This window comes from Herbaspirillum rubrisubalbicans (genome assembly GCF_003719195.1).
Classification (GTDB): Bacteria; Pseudomonadota; Gammaproteobacteria; order Burkholderiales; family Burkholderiaceae_D; genus Herbaspirillum; species Herbaspirillum rubrisubalbicans.
Genome location: NZ_CP024996.1, coordinates 2,418,896 through 2,435,990, shown reverse-complemented (window position 1 = coordinate 2,435,990; position 17,095 = coordinate 2,418,896). Strand labels below are relative to the sequence as shown.

Sequence of the window (17,095 nt, the reverse complement as noted above, 5' to 3'; positions counted from 1 at the left end):
GATTTTCAAAGGAGGCTACGTATACCGCCCCCTGGGTGTTTACTGCGTTGGACATGACAACCCCTAGCTTGATGATAAGAAATCTTCGCGGGCGCGGCATGGGTCGGTTTATTTTTGTTATTCTGCGACGGTTGCGGCAGCAGGTGCGGCTTCGAGGACCAGCCCAGGGACAGCATCCGGCGCACGCAGGCAGCGAGGACGTTTGCCAGTGCAAACATCATCAGGAACTCGGGCAAATTGCGCGGCGGCATGACGGTCATCAAGATGGGCTTCTCGAAATTGTTGCCAAGCATTGTACCGCGTGAAATCATTTTTGTTATTAGCACCCAACACTTTTTCTATTTTTCAAAAGACAAGACATGCTCGACCCCATGCCGATCCCGCACCCTTCCCCTCTCCTGGCCGCCAACCGCACCGTGTTCTTCGTCTCCGACGGCACCGGGATCACGGCGGAGACCTTCGGGCACTCGGTGTTAAGCCAGTTCGAGCTGCGTTTCAAGCAGGTGCGTCTGCCCTTCATCGACACCCTGGAAAAGGCGCACGACGCCACCCGCAAGATCAACGAAGCCTATTCGGTGGATGGCAAGCTGCCCATCGTCTTCTCGACCCTGGTGAAGTCGGAGCTGTCTTCGGTGATCCGCCGCGCCAAGGCCATGCACATGGACCTGTTCCAGACCTTCGTGGAGCCGCTGGAGCAGGAGCTGGAAATGAAGTCCACCCACACCATCGGCCGCAGCCACAACACCACCGACTCCGAGGAATACCGCAACCGCATTGAAGCCATCAACTTCTCGCTGGCGCACGATGATGGACAATCAAACAAGAACCTCTCGGAAGCGGATGTGATCCTGGTGGGCGTGTCGCGCTCGGGCAAGACCCCCACCAGCCTGTACCTGGCCATGCAGTTCGGCATCAAGTGCGCCAACTATCCGCTGATCCCGGAAGACTTCGAGCGCGACAAGCTGCCCAGCGGGCTGGTGATGCACAAGAAGAAGATCTTCGGCCTCACCATTGCCGCCGAACGGCTCTCGGAAGTGCGCAATGAGCGTCGTCCGGGCAGCAAATATGCAGCGCTGGAAAATTGCCGCTATGAAATCAATGAGGCAGAGAAGATGATGCGGCGCGAAGGCATTCGCTGGATGTCCTCCACCACCAAGTCCATCGAGGAAATCGCCGCCACCATCCTGCAGGAAATCAAGCTGGAGACGCGCTGAGCGAAAGTCGGCGTGAAAATTCACTCCGCACGCGTGTACATTTCTTGGGGCCGTTGATGGTGGTCTCCATAGTGAAGCAATCTTCACTATGGGCTGTATACACCGCGTTATAGCAATCCGCGCCGCACAGGTGATCGGCGGCCGGCACCAGTTCCACCCCTTGCAGCAGGTAGTCCTGGTAAGGCTGGCCGATGCGCTCGCCATCGGCGAACAGCACCGCCAGGCGATCTGCGCCGAAGCGATAGTCAAAGACGCGGGAAAACGGGATCAGACGGTCAGGCGCACCGACCATGCGCAACTGGCCATGCTCGCGATAGATCAACTGGCCAGGGAGCGTGCCGGCAGTGAAGCTCAGTTCACCAGTCGCCGTAGCCTGGGGGGTGTCGCTGCCCTCCCAGATGGTCCGGGTGAAGATCCATTCCCCCAAGAAGTAGTCGGCCAGGGCGGCCATGTCGGCCATGTGGCGTGGCGGCAAGACGGCCATGGTGGGCGTCGCCGTCAACGCCCGACGGTGCGCTGGCGCAGTTGTTCGAACAGGCAGACCGCAGCAGCGGCAGCGACGTTGAGCGACTCCATCTCGCCCAGGTGCGGAATCACCACTTCATGCGTGGCCGCATCTTGCAAGGCCGCTGACACCCCCTGCCCTTCATGCCCCAGCAGCCAGGCCACCGGACCGGACAGGTCGCAGTCATAGATGGTCTGGGCCGCGTGCGAGCTGGTGGCCAGCAAGGGGATGCGACTGGCGGCGCACAGGGCGACCAGATCGGCATTCTCGAAGATATCCAGCACGAAGTGCGCGCCCATACCGGCACGCAAGACCTTGGGCGACCAGGCTGCCGCCGTACCGGGCGAACAGAACACCTGCTTCACGCCCGCCGCAGCTGCGCTGCGCAGGATGGAGCCGAGATTGCCCGGATCCTGCAGGCCATCAAGCAGCACGGCCGATTCCTTCAAGGACGTGGGCGCAGCAGGCTCTGGTGTGGTCACCAGCAGCAGCAAGCCCACGCCATTTTCGACCGTGCTGATGGCGTCATAGAGCCTGTCGGCCAGCACCAGGCATTGTGCGTGCAAAGCTTCACATTGCGCCAGGATGGGAGCCACCTCAGGGTGATACTGGGCGCTCTCAGCCACCACGCACACCTGCGGCGCGCCACGATGTTGCAGCCAGGCCTGCGCCAGGTGTACGCCATCCAGCAGGCTCTGGCCGGCACGGCGGCGGGCCTGGCTGCTGGTGGCCAGTTGCTTCAAGTCCTTGAAGACCGGATTGTCCTTGGAGGTGATCAGTTTCATGCTCATCTCGTTCACGCCGGTATCACGGTCTGGGCAGACAGCAAGGCCCTGACCGGCGCATAGGAACGGCGATGGACCGGCGAGACGCCATGCAGGCGCAGCATTTCCAGATGCAAGGGGGTCGGATAGCCCTTATGGCGGTCGAAACCGTAGTGCGGATAGGTGTCGTGCAAGACCATCAGCGCGGCGTCGCGGGCAGTCTTGGCGAGGATGGAGGCGGCCGAGATGGCCGGCACCTTGTCGTCGCCCTTGACGATGGCTTCGGAACGGATGCTCATGACCGGGCAGCGGTTGCCATCGATCAAGGCCAGCGTGGGCAGCGTCGAGAGCGATTCCACCGCGCGCCGCATGGCCAACATGCTGGCGTGCAGGATGTTGAGTTCGTCGATTTCCTGCTCGTTGCAGGAAGCAATGGCCCAGGCCAGTGCCGATTCCTTGATTTCCAGCGCCAGGCTGTCGCGCGCGGCTTCGGAGAGTTTCTTGGAATCACGCAAGCCCTTGACCGGACGCGCCGGATCGAGGATCACGGCGGCCGCAAAGACGGGGCCGGCCAGCGGACCACGGCCGGCCTCATCGACCCCGCAGATGATCTCGCCGGTATAGTCGTCGAATAAAGCCAGGGTCTGGGGCGCCGCCTTGGGCATAGCAATTTCCTTCATCAAACTTATAAACCGATCGCCGCAGCGATTCTTCATTCCTGCACGTCAACGGCGTCTTGCACCCATGACTTCACATACCGCGTTGGCGCTCTCCCGGCTGGTATCGCGCAGCAGGGACTGATGCAGGTCGGCAAAGCGCCGCGCCAGGCGTTGCTGGTGCGCGTGATCTTCCAGCTGGAACCACATGGCATCGGCCAGCGCCTGGGGCGTGGCCTGGTGCTGCAGCAGTTCCGGCACCAGGAATTCGCGTGCCAGGATATTGGGCAGGCCAACCCAGGGCTGATAAGCCATGTGCCGCATGATCTGGTACGAGGCCCAGTTGACCTTGTAGGAGATCACCATCGGCTTCTTGTACAGCGCCACCTCCAGCGAGGCCGTGCCGGAGGCCACCAGCACTGCATCCGAGGCCTCCATGGCGCTGTGCGATTGGCCACGGATCACGCTGATGCCCAGATCTTCATATCCACCCTGGCGAATCTGCTCTTCAAAGAAGGCCATCTGGCGCTCACCCGCCATGGGCGTGACGAACTGTAATTGCCCATCGCGTTGCTGCAAGAGCCGCGCTGCGGCCAGGAAACCTTCGCCATTTTGCTTCAATTCGCTCATGCGGCTGCCGGGCAGGATGGCCACCACCCTGCCCGGCCCGGTCAAGCCCAGGCGCTGGCGTGCGCCCGGCGTATCGGGTTGCAGCGGGATCACCTCGGCCAGCGGATGGCCGACATAGGTGACCGGCACGCCGGCCTGGCGGTAGATGCTTTCCTCGAAGGGGAAGATCACCAGCATGTGCGACACCGCACGCTGGATCTTCTTGATGCGCCAGCCGCGCCAGGCCCAGATCTGCGGACCGATGAAGTGGATGGTCGGGATGCCGGCCTTCTTGAGCTGCTCTTCCAGGCCCAGGTTGAAGCCGGGGTAATCGACGCCGACGAAGACATCCGGCCGGTCGGCCAGCAACTTGTCGCGCAGCGCATCCTGGATGCCCTTGATCTCGCGATAGCGCGGGATCACCTCGAACAGGCCGCGCACGGTGAGCTTGTCCATCGGCCAGTCGCTGGTAAAACCCTGCGCCATCATGTGCTCGCCGCCGATGCCATGCAGGCGCACCTCGGGCAGGCGCTCGCGCACCCCGGCCAACAGGCGACTGCCCAGCAGGTCGCCCGAACTTTCGCCGGCTACCAGTGCGATCGACTGGCGGCGCGTGATGTCAGCGGATGATGCCACGGGCCGAAGCCTCGATGAATTCGCGCAGCAGGCGAATGTGCTCGGCACTGTGGGCCGACTTGGCTTCCATCTCGGCCAGTTGCTGCTTGGCTTCTTCCAGCGGCAGGCCGGCGCGGTAGATCACCTTATAGGCGCGTTTGATCTCCATGATCTGCTCGCTGCTGAAGCCACGGCGGCGCAAGCCTTCGCTGTTGATACCGGAGGGTACTGCGCGGTTGCCAGCGGCGGTCACGAAGGGAGGCACGTCCTGGCTCACGGCAGCAGTGAAGGCGGTCATCGCGTGCGCACCGATGTGGCAGAACTGGTGAACGGTAGTGAAACCGCCCAGGAAGACGTGGTCGCCCAGATGCACGTGGCCGGCCAGGGTGGCATTGTTGGCCAGGATGATATGGCTGCCCAGCTGGCAGTCGTGCGCCAGGTGAACGTAGGCCATGATCCAGTTGTCGTTGCCGATGCGGGTAGCGCCCGCATCCTGGACGGTGCCACGGTTGAAGGTGACGAATTCGCGGATGGTGTTGCGGTCGCCGATTTCCATCGTGGTGGGCTCGCCCGCATACTTCTTGTCCTGAGGCGCAGCGCCGATGGAGGCAAACTGGAAAATTTCGTTGTCGCGGCCGATGCGGGTATGGCCTTCGATCACCACGTGGGGACCGATGCGGGTGCCGGCGCCGATGCGCACGTCAGGGCCGATGACAGCATAGGCGCCGATCTCGACGGAGTCATCGATCTGTGCTCCGGGAGCAATTACTGCGCTTGGATGGATCTTGGACATATCCTGTGCTTCGATTGGGTTCGCAAAATGTGCATATTACATTGTAGCAATGTGCACAATGAATCAGGCCCGGTGCGACCTTGCCGATCGCCACCGGGCCTGGCTTGCAGCCTCAAGCCGTGCAGACTGGACTGCTTGGAGGCGTTCAGGCGCCCTGGCTGGCGTCGGCGGCGCTGCGCATGGTGCACATCAGGTCGCCTTCCACCGCCACCTGGCCGTCCACCGTAGCCACGGCGCGGTACTTCCAGATACCACGGGCACGACGGGTGATTTCCACTTCCATCTTCAACTGGTCGCCTGGCTCCACCGGACGCTTGAAGCGGGCGTTGTCGATGCCGACGAAATAGACCACGGTGTTTTCATCGGGCTTGCGGCCTTCGGTCAGGAAGGACAGCAGCGCGGCGGTCTGGGCCAGTGCCTCGATCATCAGCACGCCCGGCATCACCGGCTTGTGGGGGAAGTGTCCGTTGAAGAATTCTTCATTCACAGTCACATTCTTGATGGCGGTGATCGTCTTGCCGCTCTCCCAGTTCAGCACGCGATCGACCAGCAGCAGCGGGTAGCGGTGCGGCAGGTACTGTTTGATTTGATTGATGTCGAGGCTATTCATTCTCTTCTTGATTCTCTGAAAGCGAGGCTTGGCCCGCTTGTTCTTGTGTCAACGTTTTAAGCGATTTTTCCAACGCCCGGATTTTCTCACGCATCGTGCCCAGATTGCGCACCAAGGCAGCGGATTTTTCCCAATCGCGGTGTTCCGTGATGGGGTAGAAGCCGGTGTACTGGCCCGGCTCCAGGATGGAACGCAAGGCCAGCGTACCGGCCGACACGTGCACTTTGTCCACGATGGTGATGTGGCCATGGATCATGGCGGCGCCACCGATGGAGCAATATTTGCCGATTTTCGCGCTGCCGGCGATGCCGGCACAGGCGGCAATGGCGGTGTGCGCGCCGATGTGGCAGTTGTGGGCGATCTGGATCTGGTTGTCGAGCTTGACGCCCTCCTCGATCACGGTGTCGGCCAGGGCACCGCGGTCGATGGTGGTATTGGCGCCGATTTCGACATCATCGCCGATCATCACGCGCCCTACCTGCGGGATCTTGATCCATTGCCCGGCTTCGTTGGCAAAACCGAAGCCATCCGCACCGATCACCGCGCCCGAATGCACGATGCCGCGCGCGCCGATCTCACAGGCGTGATGCAGGGTGGCGCGGGCATGGAAATGGGTATCCTCACCGACCTTGGCGTGGTGACCGATGAAGCTGCCGGCATCAATGCGGGCACGGGCGCCGATGACGGCACCCGCCTCGATCACCACCAGCGGGCCGATCACGGCATCGGCGGCCACCTGGGCAGAAGGATCGACTACGGCGCTCGCGTGGATGCCGGCGGGAGCACGAACTTCGGCCTCGGCCTGGAACAACTGGGCAGCACGGGCGAAATAGGCGTAGGGGTTGCGGGTAACGATACGGGCGCCGGCGTAGCCCTGCACCTGGGCATCGTCAGCCTCGGACAGGATCAGCGCCGCCGCCTGGGTCGCTTCGGCTTGTGCGCGGAACTTGGGATTGGAGAGGAAGGTGATGTGGCTGACACCTGCGGCGTCCAGCGGCGCAATGCCCTGGACCGCGATGGTCGCATCACCCTTCAACTGTCCGCCCAGGCGCTCGACCAGTTGCTGCAGTCGAATACTCATCTTGGCTTTTCCGAATGATAGGCGTTGCTTGGTGTGACGGTAAAACAAAGGCCACCAGCATGGCAGCCCCTGAAGCGACATGCGGGCGCCAGGGTGTTGCCACCCTGCGCCCGCACGGCAATACGGCAATTACTTGGCCAGTTCCTTGAGCACCTTGTCGGTGATGTCGATGCGCTTGGAAGCATAGACAGCTTCCTGGAACACGATGTCGTACTTCTCGGACTCGGCGATCTGGCGGATCACCTTGTTGGTGCGTTCCAGCACCACGGCCAGTTCTTCGTTGCGACGCTGGTTCAGGTCTTCACGGAATTCACGCTGCTTGCGCTGGAATTCCTTATCCAGGTCGGACAGGTCACGCTGGCGCTTGGCGCGGTCGGAGTCCGACAGCACGGCAGCATCCTTGTCCAGCTTGTCGGACTGTGCCTTCAGGCGTGCGGCCATGTCTTGCAGATCGCGGTCGCGCTTGGCAAACTCGGCTTCCAGCTTGGCTTGTGCCGCCTTGGCGGGCGCCGCTTCGCGGAAGATGCGTTCGGTGCTCACGAAAGCGATTTTGGAGCTTTCCTGCGCATGGGCAGGCGCAAAGCTCAACAGGCAGGCCGCCATCACGATGGTCTGCAGGGACAGGAACGATTTGGTCATGAACTTCAAGATTACTCTCCGTATTACGAATCAATGATGACCGCTTTAGAAGCCGGTACCCAGTTGGAACTGGAAGGTTTGAGACTTGTCACCCGTCTTCAGGTTCAGTGGCTTGCCGAAGCTGAGCTTCAGCGGACCAATCGGCGACACCCAGCTGATACCGACACCGGCCGAATAGCGCAGGTCGTTCAACTTGATGTTCTCGCCATCGGCGAAGACGTTACCGCCGTCAAAGAAGGTGAACCAGCGCAACGTGCGATCCTGGCCGGAGCCGGGGAACGGGAATTGTAACTCCACGTTGCCATACAGGCGAGACGCGCCGCCCATGGAGTCGCCGTACTGGTCCTTGAGGTTACCCAGCGAAGATGCTTCGTAGCCGCGCACGGTACCGATACCACCGGCATAGTAGTTCTTGAACACCGGATAGGGCTTGCCGCCGATACCGCGGCCATAATCGACTTCGCCATTCAAGGCCAGGGTCACTGCCTTGCTGAAGAAGGGCTGGAAGTACTGGTGCTGGTAGCTGGCGCGGTAGTACTTCAGGGTGCCCAGGTACGACACTTCCAGGTTGGCGCGCTGGTAGCGGCCAGAGGTGGGAACCAGGGCCGAGTCACGGCCGTCGCGCTGCCATGCCACGGTCAGCGGGATGCTGGTGGTACGGGCGCTGCCGATACCGCAAGTGGCGGTCGAGGAAACGTCGGTCACATCGCAACCGGCGCTGCCGGCACCGCCGAAGTCGCGCACGTACTGGCGATACAGCGAGGGGCTGGTGCTGTCGGTGCTGACGTCGGTGTTTTCGACGCCGATACCGAAGAACACGCGGTCCAATTCCGAGAACGGCACACCGAACTTGATGCTGCCACCCAGCGTCTTGACGCGGTAGTCACCGGTCGTATAGACCGAGGGACGAATCGTGCGCAGGTAGACTTCGTAGGTGCGGCTGATGCCGTCATCGGTGAAGTACGGGTTGGTGGTCGACACCGAGATGGTGCGGTAGCGCGAGCTGGTGTTGATGTCGATGCCCACGGTGTTGCCGCTGCCGAAGGCGTTTTCCTGCGAGATCGAGCCGGTCAGGCTCAACTTGTCCGATTGCGAGAAACCGGCACCGACCATGATGTTGCCGGTGGGCTTTTCCTCGACCTTCATGTTCACATCGACCTGGTCGCTGGTGCCCGGTACTTCCGGCGTATCGACGGTGACTTCCTTGAAGTAGCCCAGACGGTCCACGCGGTCGCGCGAGAGCTTGATCTTCTCGCCGTCGTACCAGGAATCCTCGAACTGGCGGAATTCGCGGCGGATCACTTCATCGCGGGTCTTGGTGTTGCCGGCGATGTTGACGTGACGCACGTAGACGCGCTTGCCCGGGTCGACCATGATGGAGAAGGAAACTTCCTTCTTCTCGCGGTCCACATTGGGGTTGGCATTGACGTTGGCGAAGGCATAGCCGAAATTGCCCAGGCGCTCGCCGATCTTCTTGGTGCTCTCGGTGAGCTTGGCGCCGGAGTAGACGTCACCGGCCTTCAACTGCACCAGCTTGGCCAGTTCCGGCTCCATGCCGAACATCTCGCCTTCCAGCTTGACGCCGGAGACGGTGTACTTCTCGCCTTCCTTGATGTTGACGGTAATGTAGATGTCTTTTTTGTCGGGCGTGATCGACACCTGGGTCGATTCGACCTGCATCTCCAGGTAACCGCGGTCCAGATAATAGGAGCGCAGGGTTTCAATGTCGCCCTGCAGCTTTTCCTTGGAATACTGGTCGGCCTTGGTGTACCAGGTGAACCAGCCGGGCGTGGTCAGCTTGATCTGGTCGCGCAGGGTGCTGTCGGAGAACACCTTGTTGCCGACGAAATTGATCTGCTTGATGCGCGAGACTTCACCTTCGTCCACCGAGAAGGTAATGGCCACGCGGTTGCGTTCGACCGGGGTGACGGTGGTGGTGACCTTGGCGCCATACAGGCCGCGCGAGAGGTATTGGCGCTTCAGTTCCTGTTCGGCACGATCGACCTGCGAGCGGTCGAAGATGCGCGACTCGGCCACGCCGATTTCCTTCAAGGCCTTGGTCAGTTGCTCCTTGTCGAACTCCTTGATGCCGGAGAAATCGACGCTGGCAATGGCCGGACGCTCGACCACCTGCACCACCAGCACGTCGCCTTCGGCTTCGATGCGCACGTCACGGAAGAAACCGGTGGCGTACAGCGCCTTGATGGCGGCGGTGGCCTTTTCATCGTTGAAGGTGTCGCCCACGCGCACCGGCAGGTAGCTGAAGACGGTGCCAGCCTCGGTACGCTGGATGCCTTCGACGCGGATATCCTTGACCACGAAGGGTGTGATCGCCATGGCCTGGCTGGAGCACAAGGCAAAGGCGGCTGCGGCGATCAAGCGACGGGAAAAGGTCGGAATGGGATGTTGCGCAGGGTGTAATTTCATCTATCGTTCATCAACAGTTTTTCGCCGCGGCACTGACAAGATGCTGGTAAGAAATTGAGAACGGATACCTGATCCATTGCCAATTGCTTAACAACTGCCGTCGGGGTTGGCCGGCAAATGTAAAAAATCCGGTCTTTCTCGCCGCCCCGCCGCATTGCTGCTCGCCGGGGCCGGCATCAGGCCGGATTCATCCTTGGAACATCAGTCGCACGATATCGTTGAACGCGGCAACGAGCATCAGCGCCATCAGTAATCCCAGGCCGGCGCGCTGCGCGATTTCCCCAAACCGCTCGGAAACGGGCCGCCCTGTCAAAATCTCCAGCGCATAATACAGCAAATGACCGCCGTCTAAAACCGGGATTGGTAACAGATTCATCACGCCCAGGCTGATACTGATGAAGGCCAGGAAGCTCAGATAGCTCACCAGGCCCACGCGGGCGGTCTGTCCGGCATAGTCAGCAATGGTGATGGGGCCGGTGATGTTCTTCAACGAAACCTGGCCGACGATCATCTTGCCGATCATCTTGATGGTCATCACGCTGGTATCCCAGGTGCGCTGCGCGCCCTTGGCCACGGCCGTAAAGGGAGCATCGCTGATGGTGGCCATCTCGGGCGCCAGCGGCACCTCGACCTTGATGCGGCCGATACGCTTGCCGCTTTCGCCCTCTTCCACCGTGTCGGGCGTGATCCGCACCTGCAGCGGCATGGTGCCGCGCAATCCCTGCAACACCAGCGGCTTGCCGGCCGATTCGCGGATTTTTTCGACGAAGGCCAGGCCATCCTGAACCGGCACGCCGTCGATGGCGGTGATGCGGTCGCCAGTCTGCAGACCGGCCGCCTTGGCCGGCCCATCCAGTATCTGGCCCAGGATCGCCGGCGGACGCGCCAAGGCCAGGCCCAGCTTGGCCAGGAAGTCGCCCTCCAGTTCATTGCTGTCGATGCCGCCCAGGCGCAGTGTCACGGTGTCGAGCAGCTTGCCATTGCCGGCAGGATTGGGGCGCTCGACGTCGATGCGGGCATCGGCCTTTTCCAGCACCAGTTGCATCAGTTTCCAGCGCACTTCCGACCAGACCTGCACCGGCGCGCCATTGATGGCGGTGATGCGGTCACCCGCGCGCAAGCCGGCCTGGTAGGCGGCACTCTGCTCGGTTGCGCCCCGCAGCACCGGCACCGGTTCGGGCACGCCGTGCATGTACAGGCCGGCAAAGAGCAGGATCGCCAGCAGGAAGTTGGCCAAGGGGCCGGCGGCCACGATGGCGATGCGACGCCAGACCGACTGGCGCGTGAATTCACGCTTGAGGTCGGCGGCGGGGATGTCTTCCAGGGGTTGCTCGCGGGCGTCCAGCATCTTCACATAGCCGCCCAGAGGCAAGACCGAAATGGCCCATTCGGTCTGGTCGCGGCCGAAGCGGCGCGACCAGATCACCCGGCCCATGCCCACCGAAAAACGCAATACCTTGACCCCGCACCAACGCGCCACCAAGTAGTGGCCCAGCTCATGGACCACCACCAGGGTGCCCAGGGCAACGAAGAAAGCGATCAGGGTATGCAGCAGGTTCATCGTGAAATCAGTGTGCAGGCGTGGTCACGCGCCTGTCGGTCCTGCTCCAGCAGGGCCGCGATATCGTCGGCTTGCCGGTTGGGAATGGCAGACATGACCTCTTGGATCAGGGGAGCGATCTTCCCGAAGCCGATACGGCGGTCCAGGAAGGCTTGCACGGCGACCTCATTGGCGGCATTGAGGATGGCCGCCAGCGTACCACCGGCTCGCAGGGCATCATACGCCAGTTTCAGGCAGGGGAAGCGCGTGAAGTCAGGCGGGAAGAACGATAACTGCGCAATCTGCGCCAATTCCAGCGGTGCCACGCCCGAGGCGATACGCTCGGGATAGGCCAGCGCATTGGCAATCGGGGTGCGCATGTCGGGGTTACCCAACTGTGCCAGCACCGAGCCATCCGCATAGGACACCATGGAATGGATCACGCTTTGCGGGTGGATCACCACCTCGATCTTGTCGGCCGGTGCACCGAAGAGCCAGTGCGCCTCGATCACTTCCAGCCCCTTGTTCATCATGGTCGCCGAATCCACCGAGATCTTGCGGCCCATCACCCACTTGGGATGAGCCACCGCCTCTTCCACCGTGACCTGGTCGAAGGTAGCCACGTCACGCGTGAGGAACGGGCCGCCAGAGGCGGTCAGCAGGATCTTTTCGACGCCATGGGCCGGCATGGAGCGAGTGTAGCCGGCCGGCAGACACTGGAAGATGGCATTGTGTTCACTGTCGATGGGCAGCAGGCTGGCGCCGTGCGCCTGCACCGTATCCATCAGCAACTGGCCGGAAATGACCAGGGCTTCCTTGTTGGCCAGCAGGATCTTCTTGCCGGCACGGGCCGCAGCCAGCGTGGAGGCCAGGCCGGCCGCGCCGACGATGGCTGCCATGACCATGTCGCAGCCGTCAGCCGAGGCGACGTCGCACAAGGCTTGCGGTCCATAGGCCACTTCGGTGCTCAGACCCGCGGCGCGCAACAGCGTCTGCAATTGACTCGCCGCCTGTGCCGAACCGACCACTGCCACCTGTGGACGGAAGCGCTGGCATTGTTCGGCCAGTTCGACCACGCGGGCATGGGCGCTCAGAGCAAAGACGCGATAACGGTCGGGATGACGGGCCACCACGTCCAGCGTGGACACGCCAATGGAACCGGTGGCACCGAGAATACTGATGGACTGCATGGAATTTCCAGGAGGAAAGCGGTGGCTCAGGCAGCCGCCAGCCAGAGGTCGACCAGCGCTGCCAGCGGCAGCACCGGGATGAGTGCGTCGATGCGATCGAGTACGCCGCCGTGGCCGGGCAAGAGATTGCTGCTGTCCTTCATGCCGGCACGGCGCTTCAATTGCGACTCGAACAGGTCACCCACCACGCTGGCCACTACCATCAGGGTCAGGATGCCGACGAAGCCGCCCCAGCCCCAATGGCTGTAGAGATGATACTGGAAGGTCTCGCCGCCGCTCATGGACATGGCCACCGCCGCCGACATCACCAGCACGGCCAACCAGCCGCCGATGGCCCCTTCCCACGACTTGCCCGGAGAAATGCTAGGCGCCAGCTTGTGGCGGCCGAAACCCTTGCCGGAGAAATAGGCCCCGATATCGGCCACCCACACCACCGCCATCACCGACAGCAGGTACACGGGAGAATGCCGGAACAGATCGGCGATGGCTACGAAGCAACCCAGAATGGAAAGCATGTAGGTGCCATTGAGCAGGCGGTTGCCGAACGCTTCCACCTTGGGCAAGCCCATTCCCAGCGCCGGTATGAAGCGTAGCGCCCACAACAGCACGCACAAGACGTAGAGCGAGCGCACGCTGGGCAAGCCACTGAAGAAAAGGATCACGCTGAACACCAGCGTCCAAACGGCCGCCCACAGCGTCGGGCGCGGGCTCTTGAAGAGGCGGAAGCATTCCCAGGCACCAGCGGCGAAGAACACCAGCGCCGCCATGGCAAAGGCCGGGAAGTAACCGAAATACAGGATGGGCAACAGGATTGCCAGCAGGATCAACGCCGTGATGACACGCGTCTTGAGCATCAGGAAGCCTTTTTCTGGTCCAGCACCTGGGCGCTGGTGCGCCCGAAGCGGCGCTCGCGTTGTTGATAGGAGCCGATGGCCTGATCGAGCGCCTTGGCATCGAAATCGGGCCAGAAGGTCTCGGTAAAATACAGTTCGCTATAGGCCAGTTGCCACAGCAGGAAATTGGAGATGCGCTGCTCGCCACCGGTACGGATGAAGAGATCGGGCTCGGGAGCGTAGGCCATGGCCAGGTAAGGGGCCAGCTCTTCTTCGCTGTAGTCGGTCACGCCCGGCTTGTCCTTGACCATCTTCGAGACCGCCTGCATGACATCCCAGCGCCCGCCGTAGTTGGCACAGACAGTAAGCGTCAGACGGCTGTTGCCTGCAGTCTGGGCCTCGGCCCTGGCGGCCATTTCCTGCAATTTGGGATCGAAACGACTCATATCGCCGACGATCTTGAGGCAGATGCCATTGCTGGCCATCTTGCCCACTTCGCGCTCCAGCACCGTCATGAACAGGCGCATGAGCACCGACACCTCATCGGCAGGACGGCGCCAGTTCTCGGAACTGAAGGCAAACAGGGTCAGGAATTCGATGCCGCGTTCGGCGCAGGCCTCGACGATGGACCGTACCGCGTCCACGCCCTTGGCATGTCCAGCCACGCGCGGCAGGAAGCGCTTGGTCGCCCAACGACCGTTGCCGTCCATGATGATGGCAACATGGCGCGGAACCGCGGAAGTCTCCGGAACCGCAAGAGTTGAGCTTTGATGCTTCATGAAAATAATTTATTGCATTGGCGTGCGTGGGACAGCAAGCGCATCATGGTAGCGGGCCGCAGCGGCTTTGACAAACCGTCTGGCCGCACCACCTCGTTGCACCCCCTTCCCACGCACATTTTTTGTCTTTGACTTGTCGTGCTGCGCGGCTGCCATGGCCGCCGCGCCTGGGTCCTGCAGGACTGCTGCCCGGCCGGACGGCTTACACCGTCATCACTTCCTTTTCCTTCTCGGTGACCATCTTGTCGATGTCAGCGACGAACTTGTCGGTCAGCTTCTGGATCTCGTCCTGGCCGCGACGCTCATCGTCTTCCGAGGCGACCTTGTCCTTGACCAGCTTCTTCAAGCCTTCATTGCCTTCACGGCGGATGTTGCGCACCGCGATCTTGGCATCTTCGGCTTCGCTCTTGACCAGCTTGACCATTTCCTTGCGGCGCTCTTCGGTCAGCGCCGGCATCGGCACGCGGATCAGGTCGCCGTGGGTGGCCGGGTTCAGGCCCAGGTCGGCTTCACGGATGGCCTTTTCGATGACGGCAGCCATCTTCTTTTCATAGGGCTGCACACCGATGGTGCGGGCATCGATCAGGGTCAGGTTGGCGACCTGCGACAGGCCAGTGGGCGAGCCGTAGTATTCGACCATGACCTGGTCCAGCAGGCCGGTATGGGCACGGCCGGTGCGGACCTTGGCCAGGTTGGCCTTGAGGGTTTCGATGGACTTGGCCATCTTCTGTTCGGTATTTTTCTTGACGTCAGCGACACTCATGCTGCTCTCCTAACTTTGGTGCAATAACTTGGCTTGTCTTGATGGCAAATGCCTGAAAGAGGGGCATTGTAAACGGGAATGCCGGCCTGCGGCCGGTTTCTGCGCTGCAATATGACTCAGACGTGGACCAGGGTGCCTTCGTCTTCGCCCATGACCACGCTCTTCAATGCGCCCGGCTTGACGATGGAGAACACCTTGATCGGCAGCTTCTGGTCGCGGCACAGTGCGAAGGCGGTGGCGTCCATCACCTGCAGGTGCTTGGAGATGGCTTCATCGAAGGAAATCGACTGGTAGCGGGTAGCCGAGGGGTCCTTCTTGGGGTCGGCGGTATAGACGCCGTCGACCTTGGTGGCCTTCAACACGATCTGGGCACCGATTTCCGAGCCACGCAGGGCGGCGGCGGTGTCGGTGGTGAAGAAGGGATTGCCGGTACCGGCGGCAAACACCACGACCTTGCCTTCTTCCAGGTATTGCAGCGCCTTGGGGCGCACGTAGGGTTCGACCACCTGTTCGATGCCGATGGCCGACATCACGCGTGCGGTCAGGCCAGCCTGGCGCATGGCATCGGCCAGGGCCAGCGAGTTCATCACGGTGGCCAGCATACCCATGTAGTCGGCGGTCGCACGATCCATGCCCTGGGCGCCTGGCGCCACGCCGCGGAAGATATTGCCACCACCGATCACGATGGCCAGTTCCACGCCCAGTTTGCTGATTTCTGCTACATCCGCGACCATGCGTTCGATGGTCGCGCGATTGATACCATAGGCGTCGTCGCCCATGAGTGCTTCGCCGGAGAGTTTGAGGAGTACGCGCTTGTAAGCTGGTGTTGTCATTGCAGGGCTCCGTGTTCTTTCCGAGGTTGAATTACGTATTGACGCGTCGGCACTTGCTGTCGCCCGACGAAATGGCGCGCTTTCGTCATCAGGGTGAAGCCCGAACGCTTGAGGGGATGACTGCTGCGCCCTACTCTATTTCTATTGACCGCTGATACATCTTGTACTTCCGTCACTTCCAGTACTGCTGATGCTACAGATGCAACTACTGCCGAAAGTTCCCGAAGGTTCCAGGAAACCAGCTTAAAAAAACGGGCCTCTCGGCCCGTTTTTTCTTGCGACGCTTACTGAGCTTGTTTCGCTGCAGCCACTTGCGCTGCCACTTCGGCGGCAAAGTCGTCCTGCTTCTTCTCGATGCCTTCGCCCACCACGTACATGGCGAACGACTTGACGGTGGTATTGGCCGCCTTCAACATCTGTTCGACGCTTTGCTTGTCGTTCTTCACGAAAGCCTGGTTGAACAGCGACACTTCCTTCAGGAACTTCTGCACCGAACCGTCCACCATCTTGGCGACGATATCGGCCGGCTTGCCCGATTCTGCAGCCTTCAGGGCGGCAACCGAACGTTCCTTTTCGATCAGGTCGGCCGGCACTTGCTCGGCCGACAGGGCGACCGGCTTCATGGCGGCGATGTGCATGGCCACGTCCTTGCCCACTTGCTCCTCGGCACCGTCGAACTCGACGACCACGCCGATGCGGGTGCCGTGCAGGTAGGAAGCCAGCTTGCCGCTGGTTTCGAAACGCTGGAAGCGACGGAAGGACATGTTTTCGCCGATGCGACCGATCAGTTCGGTACGCAGCTCTTCCAGGGTCTTGCCGTCGGGCAGCTTGCAGGCGCCCAGGGCGGCCACGTCGGCCGGGTTCTGTTCGACCACCAGCTTGGCAGCGGCCTCAACCAGACCGATGAACTCATCGTTCTTGGTCACGAAGTCGGTTTCGCAGTTCACTTCGACCAGCGCGCCGACGTTGCCAGCGATGTAGGTCGAGATCACGCCTTCTGCGGTGATGCGGGAAGAGGCCTTGGAAGCCTTGCTACCCAGCTTGACGCGCAGGATTTCTTCGGCCTTGGCCATGTCGCCATCGGCTTCGGTCAGCGCCTTCTTGCATTCCATCATCGGCGCGTCGGTCTTCGCACGCAGATCGCCCACCATTGCTGCGGTAATTGCCGCCATACTTTTCTCCTGACTTGGAGGCATCCCGCATCACGCGAGACGCCTGAAACTCGAAAATTGAATCAAAAAAAA

General features: G+C 61.5%; 18 protein-coding genes. 1 reads left to right on the top strand and 17 read right to left on the bottom strand.

What is annotated here, in order from left to right; all coding sequences use genetic code 11:
* Positions 1-5 precede the first annotated feature (5 nt).
* Positions 6-293: a hypothetical protein gene (locus RC54_RS11020; protein ID WP_244216468.1), complete on the bottom strand. Its 288-nt coding sequence runs from the start codon at positions 291-293 to the stop codon at positions 6-8.
* Between the two features lie 66 nt (positions 294-359).
* On the opposite strand from RC54_RS11020, the gene ppsR reads away from it, so the two are divergent.
* On the top strand, positions 360-1,214 hold the full coding sequence (gene ppsR, locus RC54_RS11015) for a posphoenolpyruvate synthetase regulatory kinase/phosphorylase PpsR (RefSeq protein ID WP_061789207.1): 855 nt from the start codon (positions 360-362) through the stop codon (positions 1,212-1,214).
* On the opposite strand, the gene RC54_RS11010 is transcribed toward ppsR, so the two are convergent.
* The 16 genes from RC54_RS11010 to tsf form a co-directional block, all read right to left on the bottom strand.
* Positions 1,195-1,698, bottom strand: a complete 504-nt coding sequence (locus RC54_RS11010; RefSeq protein WP_061789208.1) for a DUF6314 family protein — start codon at positions 1,696-1,698, stop codon at positions 1,195-1,197. The two genes, ppsR and RC54_RS11010, sit on opposite strands and share 20 nt — an antisense overlap.
* A 14-nt stretch (positions 1,699-1,712) precedes the next feature.
* On the bottom strand, positions 1,713-2,504 hold the full coding sequence (locus RC54_RS11005; RefSeq protein ID WP_058897545.1) for a TrmH family RNA methyltransferase: 792 nt from the start codon (positions 2,502-2,504) through the stop codon (positions 1,713-1,715).
* A gap of 11 nt (positions 2,505-2,515) precedes the next feature.
* A complete protein-coding gene (gene rnhB, locus RC54_RS11000; RefSeq protein ID WP_017451075.1) occupies positions 2,516-3,148 on the bottom strand; it encodes a ribonuclease HII in 633 nt (210 codons plus the stop codon).
* Between the two features lie 60 nt (positions 3,149-3,208).
* Positions 3,209-4,384, bottom strand: coding sequence for a lipid-A-disaccharide synthase (gene lpxB / locus RC54_RS10995; RefSeq protein ID WP_058895300.1), 1,176 nt, complete (start codon positions 4,382-4,384; stop codon positions 3,209-3,211).
* A complete protein-coding gene (lpxA, locus tag RC54_RS10990; RefSeq protein WP_058895299.1) occupies positions 4,368-5,156 on the bottom strand; it encodes an acyl-ACP--UDP-N-acetylglucosamine O-acyltransferase in 789 nt (262 codons plus the stop codon). The genes lpxB and lpxA overlap by 17 nt, the downstream gene beginning before the upstream one ends.
* 145 nt (positions 5,157-5,301) lie before the next feature.
* The gene (gene fabZ / locus RC54_RS10985) at positions 5,302-5,766 is read right to left on the bottom strand and encodes a 3-hydroxyacyl-ACP dehydratase FabZ (protein ID WP_017451072.1); all 465 of its coding nucleotides are present in this window, start codon (positions 5,764-5,766) and stop codon (positions 5,302-5,304) included.
* A complete protein-coding gene (gene lpxD / locus RC54_RS10980; RefSeq protein ID WP_061789209.1) occupies positions 5,759-6,847 on the bottom strand; it encodes a UDP-3-O-(3-hydroxymyristoyl)glucosamine N-acyltransferase in 1,089 nt (362 codons plus the stop codon). The genes fabZ and lpxD overlap by 8 nt, the downstream gene beginning before the upstream one ends.
* A 129-nt stretch (positions 6,848-6,976) precedes the next feature.
* A complete protein-coding gene (locus RC54_RS10975; RefSeq protein ID WP_231739064.1) occupies positions 6,977-7,486 on the bottom strand; it encodes an OmpH/Skp family outer membrane protein in 510 nt (169 codons plus the stop codon).
* Between the two features lie 45 nt (positions 7,487-7,531).
* Complete coding sequence (gene bamA, locus RC54_RS10970; RefSeq protein WP_061789210.1) at positions 7,532-9,913, bottom strand: outer membrane protein assembly factor BamA; 2,382 nt, start codon at positions 9,911-9,913, stop codon at positions 7,532-7,534.
* A 187-nt stretch (positions 9,914-10,100) separates the two neighbouring features.
* Complete coding sequence (gene rseP, locus RC54_RS10965; protein WP_061789211.1) at positions 10,101-11,474, bottom strand: RIP metalloprotease RseP; 1,374 nt, start codon at positions 11,472-11,474, stop codon at positions 10,101-10,103.
* The gene (gene ispC / locus RC54_RS10960; protein WP_061789212.1) at positions 11,471-12,643 is read right to left on the bottom strand and encodes a 1-deoxy-D-xylulose-5-phosphate reductoisomerase; all 1,173 of its coding nucleotides are present in this window, start codon (positions 12,641-12,643) and stop codon (positions 11,471-11,473) included. The genes rseP and ispC overlap by 4 nt, the downstream gene beginning before the upstream one ends.
* A gap of 26 nt (positions 12,644-12,669) precedes the next feature.
* A complete protein-coding gene (locus RC54_RS10955) occupies positions 12,670-13,497 on the bottom strand; it encodes a phosphatidate cytidylyltransferase (protein WP_058895294.1) in 828 nt (275 codons plus the stop codon).
* A complete protein-coding gene (gene uppS, locus RC54_RS10950; RefSeq protein WP_017451065.1) occupies positions 13,497-14,255 on the bottom strand; it encodes a polyprenyl diphosphate synthase in 759 nt (252 codons plus the stop codon). The genes RC54_RS10955 and uppS overlap by 1 nt, the downstream gene beginning before the upstream one ends.
* 202 nt (positions 14,256-14,457) lie before the next feature.
* Positions 14,458-15,018 carry a ribosome recycling factor gene (gene frr, locus RC54_RS10945; RefSeq protein ID WP_017451064.1) on the bottom strand — a complete coding sequence of 187 codons (561 nt, stop codon included), beginning with the start codon at positions 15,016-15,018 and terminating at the stop codon, positions 14,458-14,460.
* 116 nt (positions 15,019-15,134) lie between these two features.
* The gene (pyrH, locus tag RC54_RS10940; RefSeq protein ID WP_017451063.1) at positions 15,135-15,851 is read right to left on the bottom strand and encodes a UMP kinase; all 717 of its coding nucleotides are present in this window, start codon (positions 15,849-15,851) and stop codon (positions 15,135-15,137) included.
* Positions 15,852-16,135: 284 nt separating this feature from the next.
* Entirely contained in the window at positions 16,136-17,023 is an 888-nt protein-coding gene (gene tsf / locus RC54_RS10935; RefSeq protein WP_061789213.1) for a translation elongation factor Ts, read from the bottom strand.
* Positions 17,024-17,095 lie beyond the last annotated feature (72 nt).